This is a genomic window from Microbacterium sp. P5_E9 (assembly GCF_054049175.1).
Genome location: NZ_JBFUMV010000016.1, coordinates 16,522 through 32,088, shown reverse-complemented (window position 1 = coordinate 32,088; position 15,567 = coordinate 16,522). Strand labels below are relative to the sequence as shown.

11 protein-coding genes are annotated in these 15,567 nt (G+C 70.5%); 3 read left to right on the top strand and 8 right to left on the bottom strand.

Annotated features, from left to right (window positions below):
• Positions 1–51 precede the first annotated feature (51 nt).
• The 4 genes from ACXJ3V_RS16135 to ACXJ3V_RS16120 form a co-directional block, all read right to left on the bottom strand.
• The gene (locus tag ACXJ3V_RS16135; RefSeq protein ID WP_457101354.1) at positions 52–1,269 is read right to left on the bottom strand and encodes an MFS transporter; all 1,218 of its coding nucleotides are present in this window, start codon (positions 1,267–1,269) and stop codon (positions 52–54) included.
• An 85-nt stretch (positions 1,270–1,354) separates the two neighbouring features.
• Positions 1,355–1,696 carry a thiamine-binding protein gene (locus ACXJ3V_RS16130; protein ID WP_457101353.1) on the bottom strand — a complete coding sequence of 114 codons (342 nt, stop codon included), beginning with the start codon at positions 1,694–1,696 and terminating at the stop codon, positions 1,355–1,357.
• Positions 1,697–1,713: 17 nt separating this feature from the next.
• Complete coding sequence (locus ACXJ3V_RS16125; protein ID WP_457101352.1) at positions 1,714–2,937, bottom strand: hypothetical protein; 1,224 nt, start codon at positions 2,935–2,937, stop codon at positions 1,714–1,716.
• 54 nt (positions 2,938–2,991) lie between these two features.
• On the bottom strand, positions 2,992–3,819 hold the full coding sequence (locus ACXJ3V_RS16120; RefSeq protein WP_457101351.1) for an ADP-dependent NAD(P)H-hydrate dehydratase: 828 nt from the start codon (positions 3,817–3,819) through the stop codon (positions 2,992–2,994).
• 70 nt (positions 3,820–3,889) lie between these two features.
• Here ACXJ3V_RS16120 and ACXJ3V_RS16115 point away from each other — a divergent pair, with 70 nt between their 5' ends.
• Complete coding sequence (locus ACXJ3V_RS16115; protein ID WP_457101350.1) at positions 3,890–4,963, top strand: NADH:flavin oxidoreductase/NADH oxidase; 1,074 nt, start codon at positions 3,890–3,892, stop codon at positions 4,961–4,963.
• Between the two features lie 11 nt (positions 4,964–4,974).
• On the opposite strand, the gene ACXJ3V_RS16110 is transcribed toward ACXJ3V_RS16115, so the two are convergent.
• Together ACXJ3V_RS16110 and ACXJ3V_RS16105 are read right to left on the bottom strand one after the other, a co-directional pair.
• Positions 4,975–6,033 (bottom strand): hemolysin family protein, encoded by a 1,059-nt coding sequence (locus ACXJ3V_RS16110; RefSeq protein WP_457101349.1) that lies wholly within the window; start codon positions 6,031–6,033, stop codon positions 4,975–4,977.
• Positions 6,030–7,355 (bottom strand): hemolysin family protein, encoded by a 1,326-nt coding sequence (locus tag ACXJ3V_RS16105; RefSeq protein WP_457101424.1) that lies wholly within the window; start codon positions 7,353–7,355, stop codon positions 6,030–6,032. Before ACXJ3V_RS16105 ends, ACXJ3V_RS16110 begins: the two co-directional genes overlap by 4 nt.
• A gap of 325 nt (positions 7,356–7,680) precedes the next feature.
• Between ACXJ3V_RS16105 and ACXJ3V_RS16100 the strand changes: the two genes are divergently transcribed.
• On the top strand, positions 7,681–8,646 hold the full coding sequence (locus tag ACXJ3V_RS16100; RefSeq protein ID WP_457101348.1) for a hypothetical protein: 966 nt from the start codon (positions 7,681–7,683) through the stop codon (positions 8,644–8,646).
• Between the two features lie 212 nt (positions 8,647–8,858).
• Here the strand turns inward: ACXJ3V_RS16100 and guaB1 are convergent, their stop codons facing one another.
• Positions 8,859–10,313 carry a GMP reductase gene (gene guaB1, locus ACXJ3V_RS16095; protein ID WP_457101347.1) on the bottom strand — a complete coding sequence of 485 codons (1,455 nt, stop codon included), beginning with the start codon at positions 10,311–10,313 and terminating at the stop codon, positions 8,859–8,861.
• A 177-nt stretch (positions 10,314–10,490) separates the two neighbouring features.
• Here guaB1 and ACXJ3V_RS16090 point away from each other — a divergent pair, with 177 nt between their 5' ends.
• Complete coding sequence (locus ACXJ3V_RS16090) at positions 10,491–14,240, top strand: multifunctional oxoglutarate decarboxylase/oxoglutarate dehydrogenase thiamine pyrophosphate-binding subunit/dihydrolipoyllysine-residue succinyltransferase subunit (RefSeq protein ID WP_457101346.1); 3,750 nt, start codon at positions 10,491–10,493, stop codon at positions 14,238–14,240.
• On the opposite strand, the gene ACXJ3V_RS16085 is transcribed toward ACXJ3V_RS16090, so the two are convergent.
• A complete protein-coding gene (locus ACXJ3V_RS16085; protein ID WP_457101345.1) occupies positions 14,215–15,549 on the bottom strand; it encodes an APC family permease in 1,335 nt (444 codons plus the stop codon). The genes ACXJ3V_RS16090 and ACXJ3V_RS16085 overlap by 26 nt on opposite strands.
• Between the last annotated feature and the right edge of the window lie 18 nt (positions 15,550–15,567).

The window sequence follows — 15,567 nt, the reverse complement described above, 5'->3', positions numbered from 1 at the left end:
AGCCTACGCACGGGTTGAAGGCGCCCGGTCGCGCAGCAAGCCCGATCCGGCTCAGGCGAGGACGAGGGCCGGGCGCCGGTCGAACGAGAAGCTGAGCACCGCGATGCCGAGCCCGGCGAGTGCGAGGGCGACCCCGATCCAGGCGGGGGCGACGTAGCCCCACCCGATCGCGATGACCATGCCGCCGAGGAAGGCGCCGAGGCTGTTGCCCATGTTCAGCGCCGAGTGGTTGAGGGCCGCGGCGATCGACTGGTTGTCGCCCGCGACATCCATCAGCCGCGTCTGGATGCTGGGGCTCAGCACCGACGAGACCAGCCCGGTCAGGAAGACGAAGAATCCGATCGCCCAGATCCACTGCGCCGTCACGGCGAGCACGGCGAGCACGATCGCGAGCGCGATGAGCCCCCCGATCATCGTGCGGCGGAGGTCCAGGTCGGCGAGGTATCCGCCGGCCAGGTTGCCGATGGTCATGCCGATGCCCATCAGCACGAGGATGATCGGCACCACCCATGCCGCAGATCCCGACACTTCGGTGATCATCGGTGCGACATAGCTGTAGACCGCGAAGAAGCCGCCGAACCCGATCGCGCCGATGCCGAGGGTGAGCCAGACCTGCCCGACGCGGAAGACCTTGAGCTCCTCGCGAATGGTGCGCACCGGATCGCCGGCGTGGGCGGGGACGAAGATCGCGATGCACACGGTGGCGGCTGCGAAGATGCCTGCGACGATCATGAAGGCCGTGCGCCAGCCGGTCTGCTGGCCGAGGTAGGTGCCGAGCGGCACGCCCACGACGTTGGCCACGGTCAGGCCGGTGAGCACGAAGGCGACACCCTTCGCCCGTTTGCCCGGCCCCAGCACATCGGCCGCGACGAGGGCGCCGATGCCGAAGTACGCGCCGTGCGGGAGGCCCGCGAGGAAGCGGGACGCGGCGACCAGTTCGAACGTCGGCAGCACGAAGGTGAGCGCGTTGAAGAGCGTGAGCGCGACCCCGAGCCCGACCATCACGCGGTGCCGTGGGTACTTCGCCACCACGGCGGCGATCGTGGGGGCTCCGATGACCACGCCGAGCGCATACAGCGAGATGAGCCACCCGGTCTGCGCGATCGCCGACTCGGGGTCGGTCGCCCACTGGCTCGGCAGCAGATCCTGCGCGATGTCCGGCAGCAGGCCCATGACCACGAATTCGGTCATGCCGATGCCGAAGCTGCCGACGGCGAGCGAGAGGAGCGCCCCCATCGCCGCCCCCCTCGAGAGAGTCGAGGAGGTCATCCGGTCATGCTAGCCCGGGACGCGGCATCCTGTCGAATCGATTCGAGCGATCCCCCGCACCCCCTGCGCGGAGGGATGGATGCCGCTACTCGTCGTCGTCGGCCGGACCATCGCCGTCAGCACCGGCGGACGCGAGGGCCGTTTCGAGGCGGTCGATCTTCGCGTCCAGCTCGCCCGTCCAGCCTGGACGGATGTCGGCCTTGAGGACGAGCGAGACGCGCGAGCCGAACGGCGCCACGGCCTCGGTCGCCCGCTTGACGACATCCATCACCTCGTCCCACTCCCCCTCGATCTCGGTGAACATCGACGTGGTGCGCGATGGCAGGCCGCTGTCGCGGACGACGCGCACGGCGGCGGCGACCGCGTCGTGAACCGAGCCGTCCGAGCGGCCGGTGCCGCTGGGGGCGACCGAGAAGGCGACGAGCATGGAGTCCTCCTGGAGGGTCAGCGCACCGCCGCGCCGGTGCGGCGGGCGTGCACGTGCGGATGGATGCGGACGCGCGCGAGCCGGACGACGACCCACGCGAAGAGAACTGCGAGCAGTGCGTTGCGGGTGGTCAGCAGCGCCGCCGGGAACGGCTCGGCGAGCAGCAGTCCCCAGTAGGCCAGCGGATAGACCGCAAAGGTGAGGATCGCGGTCACGAGTCCGAGCGTCGCGGGCCTCCACCAGCGATGCCGATCGATGACCAGCGCGACCACGAGCGGTGCGGCCAGCCACGTCATGTACTGCGGCGAGCCGACCTTGTTGAACAGGATGAACGCGAGCACGAGCCCCAGCCCGAGCGGCGGGAACAGCGCGGCGAAGCTGGCCCCGCGCCACGCCTTGTACGCGCCCAGCCCCGCGACCGCGAGGACGGCGACGGCGAGCAGCGGCGTCATCACCGCGATGAGCGGGTTCACCTGCGGGCCCGTCACCTGGAAGGTCAGCAGCTTGTCGTCGTAGTAGATGAACGACCCAGGGATGTGGGCGACCGCTCGCCAGAGGTAGAAGGTGCTCACCGGCGCCTCCAGCTGCAGCCCGCGCCCGGTCTGATCCATGACGAAGCCGAAGACGTGGGCGCCGCCGCCCGCGACGACCACGACGAGGATGATCGCCGCCGAGACGAGCGCAGCGCTCGCGACCACGGCCAGCCGGCGGCGCACCGCGATGACGGCGGCGAGGAGGATGGCGGCGGGCCAGACCTTGATCCAGGTGGCCGCGGCGAGCAGGGCCGAGCCGATCCACGGGCGGCCGATCAGCCAGAGACTGCCGGCGAGGGTGAGCGGCACGGTGAGTCCGTCGAGCCGGTACATCCCGATCGGTCCGAGCATCGCGACGAAGGCGAGCCAGAACCACGCGCCGACCCAGCGACCCGTCGAACGCGCGCGTCCGACGAGCATCGCGAACGCCAGCGCGTCGCACAGGGTGATGAGGATCGCCCAGCCGACTTCGTAGCCGGCGATCCAGGCGAAACCGTGGGCGAGCACCATCGGCACGAGGGCGAGCTGGGGGTAGACCCAGGCCTCGGTGATCCCGACGATCCCTCGGCCGTCCAGCGCCTGCAGCGACCACGGCTCGTACACCCGGTACACGTCGCCCATCGGCTCGTTGGGCAGGACGAACCCGAGCACCGCGACGGCGATGTGCACAAGGGCGAACGCGACCCAGAGCACCGCCCGCCTCGACACCCTCCCCATCCTAGGCGGCGGTATTCGCGGAGACGGATGCCGCAGCCGCGACCGTCAGGCGATCGCGAGCGCTTCGGCCACCGCCCGCGGCAGGGCCTCGGCCACGTCGAGCGCGGTGATCGGCCCGCCGCCCTGCGCCGCACTGGCGAGCGCGCCGGCCCGGCCGTGCAGCCATACCGCGGCTGCGGCGACGCGGGCGAGCCCGTGCTCATCGATCGCCGGGTCATCCGCCGCCGCGCCGGCGACCAGCGCGCCGATGGCGCCGGCGAGCACGTCCCCGGTGCCTGCCGTCGCGAGCCACGGCGTGCCGGACTCGACGGCCGTCGCCCAGCCGTGCGGATCGGCGACGATCGTGCGCGCGCCCTTGAGCACGATCACGGCGCCGAGCGCCGCCGCCGTCTCCCGCGCCGCCTGCACGCGGTCCGCGCCGGTCGGTGCCAGGCCGAGTTCCCGGCGCAGGCGCTCGTGCTCGCGGTCATGGGGCGTCACGATGCGCCGCGCCGTCGCCCCGACGGCGAGCGCCAGCGCGCCGGCATCGACCACCACGGGAAGGTCCCCGGCGAGGAGGTCGCGCAGCGCCGCGGTCTCGGTGGCCGGCCGGGTCGCGGCATCCGTTCCCGATCCGATCAGCCACGCCTGCACGCGACCGTTGATCGTCACCGTCTCTGGGCGGCGCTGCAGCACGAGGTCGCGCGCGGCGCCGAGGTAGCGGACCATGCCCAGACCCGTCCGCCACGCCGCTTCGACCCCGAGCACCGCGGCGCCCGGATACTCCGTCGACCCGGTTCGGATCCCCAGCACACCCCGGGAATACTTGTCGTCGGCGGCTGTTGGCTTCCGGAGAGCCCGGGCGGTGTCTTCGGGTATCCACAATCCGGCCATGGCCAGACCCTAACCGCCCCACCCTCGCTGCCGCACCTCGCCGCCGCATCCGATCCGCACAGGAGCCCCTATGCCCGCGTTGTTCTCCCCCCTGACGATCCGCGGGCTGACCGCCCGCAACCGCCTCTGGGTGGCACCGATGTGCCAGTACAGCGCCGTCGACGGCGTGCCGCAGGAATGGCACCACACCCACCTCGCCCAGTTCGCAAACGGCGGCGCCGGGATCGTCATCGCGGAGGCGACCGCGGTCTCGCCCGAGGGGCGCATCTCCCCCGAGGACACCGGCATCTGGAACGACGCGCAGCGGGAGGCGTGGACTCCGATCGTGGCGGCCATCCGCTCCCGCGGCGCCATCGCCGGGATCCAGCTCGCGCACGCGGGCCGCAAGGCTTCGACCTGGTCGCCGTTCTCCGGCCACCACGGCAGCGTGCCCGCCGCCGAGGGCGGCTGGACCGCCGTCGCGCCGACGGCGATCGCGTTCGAAGGCTACGCCGAGCCGGTCGCGCTCGACCTCGCCGGCATCGACGCCGTGGTCGCCGACTTCACCGCGGCCGCCCTCCGCTCCCTGGCCGCCGGATTCGAGTTGCTCGAAATCCACGCGGCCCACGGCTACCTGCTGCACGAGTTCCTCTCGCCGCTGTCGAACCTCCGTGACGACGAGTACGGCGGCTCGCTCGAGAACCGCGCCCGGCTGCTGCTGCGCGTGGTCGATGCGGTGCGGGATGCCGCGCCAGACGTGCCGCTGCTGGTGCGGTTCTCGGGCACGGACTGGGCCGAGGGCGGCTGGGACGTCGAGCAGACCGCGACCGTGGCGCGCTGGTGCGCCGACCGCGGGGTCGATTTCTTCGACATCTCCAGCGGTGGTCTCGTCGAGCACCAGAAGCTGACGATCGGCCCGGGCTACCAGGTGGAGCTCGCGGCCCACGTGCGCCGGGAGGCCGGTGTCCTGGTGAGCGCGGTCGGGCTGATCTCCGACGGCCCGCACGCCGAGGCGATCCTGCAGGACGACCAGGCCGACGCGGTCATGGCCGCGCGCGAGTGGCTGCGCGACCCGCACTTCGCGCTCCGTGCCGCGTCCGAGCTCGGCGCCGACATCGACTACTGGCCCAAGCAGTACGTGCGCGCGCGCCGCCAGCGCCGCTGACTCCCGCGGGGTCAGCGGCCGCGGCGGCGGGTGGCGTCCTGGATCTCGCCGATCAGCTCCTCGATGATGTCCTCGAGGAACAGCACCGCGGTGGTCCGGCCGTCGTCGTCGCGCACCTGGGCGAGGTGCCGCCCGGCGCTGCGCATGAGCGCGAGGGCGTCCTCGAGGTCGGTCGACTCGAGCACGGGCACCATGTGGCGGATGCGCGACGCCTCGATCGGACGCGCGGCGCCGGTCTCGGCATCCGACTCCTCCGCGGTGCGCAGCACGTCCTTGAGGTGCACGTAGCCGAGCGGGTCGCCCCCGCCGTCGACGATGACGTAGCGCGAGTAGCCGTGCTTGGCGACCGCACGCTCGATGGCGTCGGCGGTCGTCTGCTCGGGAAGGGTGACCAGGTCGGCGAACGGCACCGCGATGTCCTTCGCCTTCTTCTCGGTGAACTCGACCGCGGCGGTCACCGTGCCGGCCAGGTCGTCGAGCACGCCCTCGATCCGCGACTGGTTGACGATGGTCGCGACCTCTTCCAGGGTGAACGTCGAGGTGGCCTCGTCTTTGGGCTCCACCCGGAACAGCCGCAGGATGCTGTTCGAGATCCAGTTCAGCGACACGATGATCGGGTGGAAGACCTTCGAGACGCCCACGAGGGGCGTGGCGAGCAGGAGCACAGCCCGATCGGGCAGCGTGAACGCGAGGTTCTTCGGCACCATCTCGCCGAAGACGACGTGCAGGTACGAGACCAGGACGAGCGCCACGATGAAGGCGATGACGTCGACCATCGCCTCGGTCAGGCCGAGGGCCTCGAGCGGCACCGCGATCAGGTGGTGGATCGCGGGCTCGGACACGTTCAGGATCAGGAGCGAGCAGATCGTGATGCCGAGCTGACTCGTCGCCAGCATGAGCGTCGCGTGCTCCATGGCGTACAGCGCGGTGCGCGCCGCGCGCGAGCCCTTTTCGGCGAGCGGCTCGATCTGCGACCGGCGTGCGGAGATGACGGCGAATTCGGCGCCCACGAAGAAGGCGTTGAAGGCGAGGAGCACGAACAGCCAGGCGATCCCGGCCCAGTCGCTCATCGGGTGCCCCCGTTCTCGTCCGCACCGGTCGGCATCGGCGTGGCCGTGAATCTGACCCGGTCCACGCGACGCCCGTCCATCCGCTCCACCGCGAGCGTGCCGTCCTCGACCTCGACCTCGTCGCCGACCGCGGGGATGCGCTCGAGCTCGCTCATGAGGAAGCCCCCGACCGTGTCGTACACCTCGCCCTCGGGAACGCGGATGCCGGTGCGGTCGAGCAGCTCGTCCGGTCGCAGTTCCGCGGGGAAGACGACGGCGCCCTCGGACCGGATGATCCCGGCGCGGCGGAGGTCGTGCTCGTCGAGCACCTCGCCGACGATCTCCTCGACGAGGTCCTCCAGGGTGGCCACGCCCGCCGTGCCGCCGTACTCGTCCACGACGATGGCCATCTGATACCCGCGGGCGCGCAGTTCTGAGACCAGCGCGTCGAGGTGCACGGCTTCGGGGACGCGCAGCGGCTCGGTCGCGAGGGCGGCTGCCGGGACATCCGCTCGTCGATCGCGCGGCACGCCGATGGCGGCCTTGAGGTGGACGATACCGACGATGTCGTCCATCGACTCGCCATAGACCGGGAAGCGGCTGTGCCMGGTGCGCCGGGCCAGCTGGATGATGCCCTCGGCCGAGTCGCTCGCGGCGAGCGCGTGCACGCTCGGGCGCGGGGTCATGACGTCGGCGGCGCTGAGCCGCGCGAAGGTCAGGCTGCGATCGAGGAGGGATGCCGTGTCCTCTTCGAGCACGCCGGCGCTCGCGGAGCGGCGGACGAGGCTGGAGAGCTCTTCGGCCGTGCGCGCGCCGGAGAGCTCCTCCTTCGGCTCGACGCCGATGAGCCGGAGGGTCGCGTTGGCGCTGCCGTTGAGCACGGTGATCACCGGACGGAAGACCTTGGTGAACCCGACCTGGAACGGCAGGACGACCTTTGCGGTCTGCCGCGGCAGGGCGAGCGCGAAGTTCTTGGGCACGAGCTCGCCGAGGATCATCGACAGGATCGTCGCGATCGACACTCCGACGAGCACCGCGATCGGCGACACCCAGGCCGTCGGCACGCCCCACGACACCAGCACCGGACTCAGCAGGCTCGAGATCGCCGGCTCCATCGCGTAGCCGGTCAGCAAGGTCGTGAGCGTGATGCCGAGCTGTGCGCTGGAGAGGTGCGTGGAGGTGATCCGCAGCGCGTTGATCGTGAGCGAGAGGCGGGTCTCGCCCTTCTCCCGACGGGCTTCGAGGTCGGCCCGGTCGAGGTTGACGAGCGCGAACTCGCTCGCCACGAACAGGCCGGTCCCCACGATGAGCAGGAGCCCCACGCCCAGCATGATGTACTCCATCACGCATCACCCCCGCGGGTGCGGGAGGCGGGTCGGTGGGGCGAACGTCTGCAACTGGGGGGGTCGTCCATCGTTGCGCCAGTCTACGGCGTGGCCGGATGCCGCGACCCGGCCGCTCCGGGCATCAGCACCCGTCCGTGCCTCGCGCTGTCGATACCGCCAAACGCGCCCGACTATGACGACAGCGGATACCGGTTTCGACCGCGCAAGGGGTCTCGGCCTCGGCTTGCGCCCGCCTCCTCCACAGCCGACACGTGCGCGCGGGGTCTGTCTCGAATCGAGCGCACGACACGGATGCTCCGGCACGAGCGCCCAGGGTGGGTCCGTGGAATCGACCCAGACAGCGGCGCACGACCTGATCGTCGTGTCGCGACGGTGCGAGCAGCTTGATCCGGTCGACGACAAGCGCCGACGGCGGCTCGTCGCCGACGGAACCTGGACCCGGGTGATTCCCGGCGCCTACGTTCTGACCGCGGAGTGGAAGCGACTCCGCCCCATCGAACGGCACCGGGTCCGTCTCCAGGAGGTCGCCCGCCGGCTCGATGCAGGCGCGATCGTGTCACACCTGGCCGCCGCCGCGGAGTGGGGCATCGACGTGCTCGGAGCGTGGCCGACATCGATCGACCTCACCATCGACCGTGCGAGCGGCGGGCGCTCGGGCGGGTCCGTGCGGCGTCACGCGCTCGGGCTGGAGGGAGTCGAACGCGTCCCGTTCGGAATGCACGAGATCACCACTCCGGCTCAGACCGCGCTCGACCTGGCGCGATCTCTTCCCTTCGTGCGGGCTGCGAGCGCCGTCGATCAGGCACTGTGGGTCGGACGAGAGGGCGGAGCGCTGACGACGCGTGAGGAGATCATCGCCCTCATCGAGGCGAGCCCACCCCGCCGCGGAGACGTCCGCGCCCGGCGCGTGATCGAAAGCGCCGAGACGCTTGCCGCAAACGTCCGAGAGACGCAGGGGCGCGTCGTGATCCATCAGCTCGGCTTCCCTGCGTCTCACCCGCAGGAGCGTCGTGAGCTTCGCAGCGGCCGAGTCGTGTTCGGCGACCGCTACTTCCCCGAGTACGACCACTGGCTCGAGATCGACGGCCGCGGCAAGTACCTCAGCCCCGAGTTCGGCCCGGATCGCGACCCCGGCGAGATCGTCGTCGACGAGAAGAACCGCGAGAACGAGATCCGGCGCGAGGTGCGCGGGTTCTCCCGCCTCGAGGCGACGGACTTCGACTATCCACGCCGGGTGTACGACGTCCTGACCGCCGACGGGCTTCCCAGTTCCAAGCCGCGGCCCTGACAGCGGCATCCGAAGCCTCCACGATCGACAGCGCGAGACGTCGATGCTCGCGCGGTCGAAACCGCCACACGCGCCCGAACGCATCAACCGCGGATGGCGGTTTCGGTAGCGCGAAGCATAGCGTCTTGGCCGAAGTGACCGCGGATGGCGGTTTCGACCGCGCGAACGATCACGCGACGGATGCCGCGACCCGGCCGGGACCAGCTCCGCGGCTACCAGCTGACGGGGAGCGCCTTGCCTTCTTCGTAGCCGGCGGCGGACTGCAGGCCCACCCGCGCGTGCTCGTGGAATTCGGCGACCGTGGACGAGCCGGCGTAGGTGAACGAGGAGCGCACCCCCGAGGTGATCATGTCGATGAGGTCCTCGAGACCCGGACGAAGCGGGTCGAGGTAGATCTTCGACGACGAGATCCCCTCGGCGAACAGCTCCTTGCGGGCGAGGTCGTAAGGGTCCAAGCGGCCGAAGCGCTCGTGCACGGCCTTGGTCGAGGCCATGCCCCACGACTCCTTGTAGGCGCGACCGCTCGCGTCGAGCTGCAGCTCGCCGGGCGCCTCGATCGTGCCGGCGAACCACGAGCCGATCATGACCGACGACGCGCCGGCCGCGAGCGCGAGCGCGACGTCGCGGGGGTAGCGCACGCCACCGTCGGCCCAGACGTGGGCGCCCATGATCCGCGCGGCTTCGGCGGTCTCCAGGACGGCGGAGAACTGCGGCCGCCCGACGGCCGTCATCATGCGGGTCGTGCACATCGCACCGGGACCCACACCGACCTTCAGGATGTTCGCGCCCGCCTGGACCAGATCGTGCACGCCTTCGGCGGTGACGATGTTGCCTGCGGCGATCGGGATGCCGAGATCCAGCTTCGACACCGTGCGGAGGGCTTCGAGCATGCCCTCCTGGTGGCCGTGCGCGGTGTCGAGGACGAGGACGTCGACCCCGGCGGCGGCGAGCGCACGCGCTTTGGCTGCCACGTCGCCGTTGATGCCGACCGCGGCGGCGACGCTGAGTCGTCCRCCGGCGTCGACCGCCGGGCGGTACAGGTTCGAGCGCAAGGCGCTGCGGCGCGACAGGGTGCCGACGAGGAGGCCGTGGTGCAGCACGCACACCGTCTCGGCGTTCGAGGCGACGATCAGATCGAACGCGTGCCGGGCGCTCTCGACATCGTCTGCGTCGATGGATGCCGCGTGCCCGCGTGCGAGATCGCCCAGGCGGGCATCGGGCAGGGCGGTTCCGAGCCGCAGCGCCGGCACCACCCCCAGGATGTCGTCGATGTGCAGCGTCGCGCCGGCGGTGGCGACGACGATGCCGTGGCCCTCGGTGGCCGGCAGCAGGCGCGCCGCGTCGGCGACCGTGGCATCAGGGGGAAGGACGAGGGGCGTGTCCCACAGCACCGGCTGGGCCTTGACCCAGCGGATCGCGGCGTCGAGCTCCTGCAGCGGCATGTCCTGCGGCAGCACACCAAGTCCGCCGCGACGGGCGAGGGTGGCGGCGAGCCTCGTGCCGGTGACCGAGTTCATGTTCGCCGAGATCAGCGGGATGGTCGCGGGCGTGCCGTCGCCCGGTGCGAGGTCGACCTCGAGGCGGCTCGTGACGGCCGATCGTCGCGGCACCAGGAAGACATCGGAATAGGTCAGATCGACATCGGGCCGCTCTCCATAGAACTCCACATGTCAAGGTTAGTGATTCTTACCTGTGCGAATAATGATGCCGGATCGTTCCGGTCAAGCCCTTACGCGGCCAAGATTGCCCCCGGCAGACTGGGTTAGGCTTAACAGTCGTGCGTGTGGGCGGATTTCAGCCCCGCATGTTCACCAATCTTCACCGATGAAAGCAGGCGATCGACCGTGTCCAGCCAGGTGACAGGCGTCGGGGTTTCGAGCGAGGGCGAGTTCGGCGCCAACGAGTGGCTCGTAGACGAGATGTACGAGCAGTTCAAGCTCGACCGGAACTCCGTCGACAAGTCGTGGTGGCCCATCCTCGAGGCCTATCATCCCGTGGACGAGGCGACCGCCCCGGCGGCACCACAGCCCGACGCCGCGCCGCAGGCGGCCGCGCCGCAGGCAGCCCCGGCCGCCCCACCGGCGGCGCCCGCCGCACCCGAGGCCGCGGCATCCGATCGCCACCCGGTGACGGCCCCCATCCCGGTGATCGGCGCACAGCCGGTTGCCCGCACGACCACGCGGCCCGCGGCGAGCCAGCCGATCCCGGCGCAGGCACCCACCGTGACGCCGTCGACCGGCGAAGCCTCGAGCGAAGAGGACCGGGTCACCGCGCTGCGCGGCATGACGAAGGCCCTCGCGGCGAACATGGACGAGTCGCTCACCGTGCCCACCGCCACCAGCGTGCGCACCGTGCCGGCGAAGCTGATGATCGACAACCGCATCGTGATCAACAATCACATGGCCCGCACCCGCGGCGGCAAGATCAGCTTCACGCACCTGATCGGCTGGGCGATCATCCAGGCGCTCAAGGAGTTCCCGAGCCAGAACGTGTTCTACGCCGAGATCGAGGGCAAGCCGTCGGTGGTCGCCCCAGCGCACATCAACCTCGGCATCGCGATCGACCTGCCCAAGCCCGACGGCACCCGTGCACTCATGGTGCCGAGCATCAAGCGCGCCGACACGCTGACCTTCGGCGAGTTCCTCGCCTCCTACGAGGACCTGGTCACCCGCGCCCGCGGCAACAAGCTCACGGCCGCGGACTTCCAGGGCACGACGATTTCGCTCACCAACCCCGGCGGCATCGGCACCGTGCACTCGGTGCCTCGGCTCATGAAGGGCCAGGGCTGCATCGTCGGCGCCGGCGCTCTCGAGTACCCTGCCGAGTTCCAGGGCTCCAGCGAGAAGACGCTCGTCGAGCTGGGCATCGGCAAGACCATCACCCTCACCAGCACCTACGACCACCGCGTCATCCAGGGCGCCGGCTCGGGCGAGTTCCTCAAGAAGGTGCACGAGCTGCTCATCGGCCAGCGACACTTCTACGACGACATCTTCGCGGCGCTGCGCATCCCGTATGCCCCCATCCACTGGGCCAACGACATCAACGTCGACATCGCCGAGCGCGTCGACAAGACCGCGCGCGTGCAGGAGCTCATCAACGCGTTCCGCGTGCGCGGCCACCTCATGGCCGACATCGACCCGCTCGAGTACCGGCAGCGCACCCACCCCGACCTCGAGATCGAGAACCACGGCCTCACCTTCTGGGACCTCGACCGCGAATTCGTCACCGGCGGCTTCGGCGGCAAGCGGCTGCTCAAGCTCCGCGACATCCTCGGCGTGCTGCGCGACTCGTACTGCCGCACCAGCGGCATCGAGTACATGCACATCCAGGACCCTGAGCAGCGCGCCTGGTTCCAGGAGAACGTCGAGGTCAAGTACCAGAAGCCCGGCCACGACGAGCAGCTCCGCATCCTGAGCAAGCTCAACCAGGGCGAGGCGTTCGAGACGTTCCTGCAGACCAAGTACGTCGGCCAGAAGCGGTTCAGCTTGGAGGGCGGCGAGTCCCTGATCCCCCTGCTCGACGAGATCCTCCAGGGCGCCGCCCAGGCCCGGCTCGACGGCGTCGCCATCGGCATGGCGCACCGCGGCCGCCTGAACGTCCTCACGAACATCGCCGGCAAGACGTACGGCCAGGTGTTCCGCGAGTTCGAGGGCGCCGTCGCCGTCGGCAGCAAGAGCGGATCGGGCGACGTCAAGTACCACCTCGGCACCGAGGGCACCTTCGTCGACGACCGCGGCGACGAGATCCCCGTGCTCCTGGCGGCGAACCCCTCGCACCTCGAGACCGTCGACGGCGTGCTCGAGGGCATCGTCCGCGCGAAGCAGGACCGCAAGCCGATCGGCTCGTTCTCGTGGCTGCCGCTCATCGTCCACGGCGACGCGGCCTTCGCGGGCCAGGGCGTCGTCGTCGAGACACTCCAGATGTCGCAGCTGCGCGGCTACCGCACCGGCGGCACGATCCACGTCGTCGTCAACAACCAGGTCGGCTTCACGACGGTTCCGCAGGACGGTCGCAGCTCGGTGTACTCCACCGACGTCGCCAAGACCATCCAGGCGCCGATCCTGCACGTGAACGGCGACGACCCCGAGGCGGTCGTGCGGGTGGCCCAGGTCGCGTTCGCGTACCGCGAGCGCTTCCACCGCGACATCGTCATCGATCTCGTCTGCTACCGCCGCCGCGGTCACAACGAGGGCGACGACCCCTCGATGACGCAGCCGCTCATGACGAACCTCATCGAGGCCAAGCGCTCGGTGCGCCGCCTCTACACCGAGGCGCTCGTCGGACGCGGTGACATCACCGAAGAGGAGTACGAGAAGGCGAAGCAGGACTTCCAGAACGGCCTCGAGATCGCCTTCGCCGAGACGCACGCCGCCGAGACCGGCACATCGCCGGTGATCGCGGATGCCGCGCACGTGGCCACCGTCGAGGGTGCACCGGAGACGACCGCCGTGTCGACCGAGCTCGTCCACCTCATCGGCGACGCGTTCGTGAACAAGCCCGACGGCTTCACCGTCCACCCCAAGCTCCAGCAGCTGCTCGAAAAGCGCCGCGACATGAGCCGCAACGGCGGCGTGGACTGGGCCTTCGGCGAGCTCCTCGCCTTCGGATCGCTGCTGGTCGAGGGCACCTACGTCCGCCTCGCCGGTCAGGACTCGCGCCGTGGCACGTTCGTGCAGCGCCACTCCGTTCTGCACGACCGGATCAACGGTCAGGAGTGGATCCCGCTCGCGAACCTGTCGGACAACCAGGCCAGGTTCTGGGTCTACGACTCGCTGCTCAGCGAATACGCGGCGATGGGCTTCGAGTACGGCTACTCGGTGGAGCGGCCGGATGCGCTGGTGCTCTGGGAGGCCCAGTTCGGCGACTTCGGCAACGGGGCGCAGTCGATCATCGACGAGTTCATCTCGTCGGCCGACCAGAAGTGGGGCCAGCAGTCGAGCGTCGTGCTGCTGCTCCCGCACGGCTACGAGGGCCAGGGACCCGACCACTCGTCGGCACGCATCGAGCGCTACCTGCAGCTGTGCGCGCAGGAGAACATGATCGTCGCCCGCCCGTCGACTCCGGCGTCGTACTTCCACCTGCTGCGTCGCCAGGCCTACGCCCGGCCGCGCAAGCCGCTCGTGGTCTTCTCCCCCAAGGCGATGCTGCGCCTGCGCGGCGCGACCAGCCCGGTCGAGGACTTCGTCACCGGCAAGTTCGAGCCGGTGCTGGATGATGTCCGCATCCAGGACAAGGGCGCCGTCAAGCGCGTCCTGCTGCACGCGGGAAAGATCCACTGGGACCTCAAGGCCGAGCTCGAGAAGAACCCGAATCCGGAGATCGCCCTCGTCCGCATGGAGCAGTACTACCCGGCCCCCGTGGTCGAGCTCAACGCCGTGATCGACAGCTACCCGAACGCGGAGCTGGTCTGGGTGCAGGACGAACCGGAGAACCAGGGCGCGTGGCCGTTCATCGCGCTCGAGGTCGTCAAGCACCTGCACGGCCGGACCATCCGCCGCGTCTCGCGCAAGGCTGCGGCGTCGCCCGCGACCGGTTCACCCAAGGTGCACGCGGTCGAGCACGCTCAGCTCATGCAGAAGGCGCTGACGCTCTGACGTCATCCGTCACCTCGGGCCGTGGTCGTTCCTTCAACTGCGGCCCGAGTTGTCTGCGCACGATCGTGACGATGAGCGCAACCATCGCGAGCACCGCGGCCGGCAGCAGCGACCGCACCGCGAGCACCAGCATCCCCTCGCACAGCACCGCCGCGACGACGGCGAGCCACCACCCGAAGGTGCCTCGGCGCAGCAGGCGGACCGCCGCGACCATGCCGAGGGCGTAGATCGCGACCATGCTGCTCGTGTGCACGAGGATGAACGGGGTGAGGTCGAGCCCCGACCACACCATCAGCGCGAAGTAGGTCATCGCGACGACTGCGGTGAGCCCGAGTGCGCGCCGGGGCACCTCGCCCGCGGCGACGCCCTTGGCGAACCAGCGAGGCAGGTCGCCCGCGGTGGCGAGCGAGGCGCCCAGCTTCGCGAAGGCGGCGAGGTAGGCGTTGAGGACCCCGAGTGCGACGATGCCGGCGATGACCCCCACCGCGATCGCGCCCGCACCGGGCGATCGCAGCCGGGCGAGCTCGAGCAGCGGCACCTGGCCGTCGCCCGCGGTGTCGCCGAGCGCGCCCACGGTGATCACCTGGAGGACGAGATAGCACGCGCCCGTCACGACCAGGGCGATCGCGGTCGCGAGCGGGATGAACCGACGCGGATTGCGGAATTCGCCGGAGATGTGCGTGCCGACCTCCCAGCCGGCGAAGGCCCAGATGAAGAGGCTGATCGCGGTGCCCACTCCCGCCCACCCGTGCGGCAGGAACGGCGTGAAGTGCTGCGGCTCGACGGCCGGGGCGGCGACCGCGACGACCCCGACCACGACGGCGAGGAGCAGCGCGGTGAGCACGAACTGCACCCAGCCTGCGATCCGCACGCCGAACGCGTTGGAGGCGAACGGCGGGATGAAGATCGCCGCGGCGATGATCGGGACGGCGGAGCGGTCGATGCCCGCGACCGCCGCGACATACTCGCCGCCGAGCACCGCGACCACGGGCGCCCCGGCGCACACGCCGAACATGAACCAATAGCCCGTCATCCGCGCCGCGGTGTCGCCGAGCGCCCGCCGCACGTAGCTGGCGACCCCGCCAGGGTCGGGATAGCGCGCCGCGAGCACCGCGAAAGTGCCGGCCAGCGGCACCGAGAGCCCCAGCACCGCGATGACCGCGACGATGCTCGCCGGCCCCGCCACCTCGGCGGCGAGCCCGGGCAGCACGAGCAGCCCGGTGCCGAGGACCGACGCGATGTAGAGGGCCGTGCCCTGGACGAGCCCGAGGCTCCCTCTGGCGGGGGCGGAGGCCGGTTGCGAAGTCACCGCTCCAGTGTCGTCCAC

What these genes read in the sequence shown, in the direction of transcription:
- ACXJ3V_RS16135 (WP_457101354.1), bottom strand. Translation starts at nt 1,269, where the DNA reads ATGACCTCCTCGACTCTCTCGAGGGGGGCGGCGATGGGGGCGCTCCTC.
- ACXJ3V_RS16130 (WP_457101353.1), bottom strand. Translation starts at nt 1,696, where the DNA reads ATGCTCGTCGCCTTCTCGGTCGCCCCCAGCGGCACCGGCCGCTCGGAC.
- ACXJ3V_RS16120 (WP_457101351.1), bottom strand. Translation starts at nt 3,819, where the DNA reads ATGGCCGGATTGTGGATACCCGAAGACACCGCCCGGGCTCTCCGGAAG.
- ACXJ3V_RS16115 (WP_457101350.1), top strand. Translation starts at nt 3,890, where the DNA reads ATGCCCGCGTTGTTCTCCCCCCTGACGATCCGCGGGCTGACCGCCCGC.
- ACXJ3V_RS16110 (WP_457101349.1), bottom strand. Translation starts at nt 6,033, where the DNA reads ATGAGCGACTGGGCCGGGATCGCCTGGCTGTTCGTGCTCCTCGCCTTC.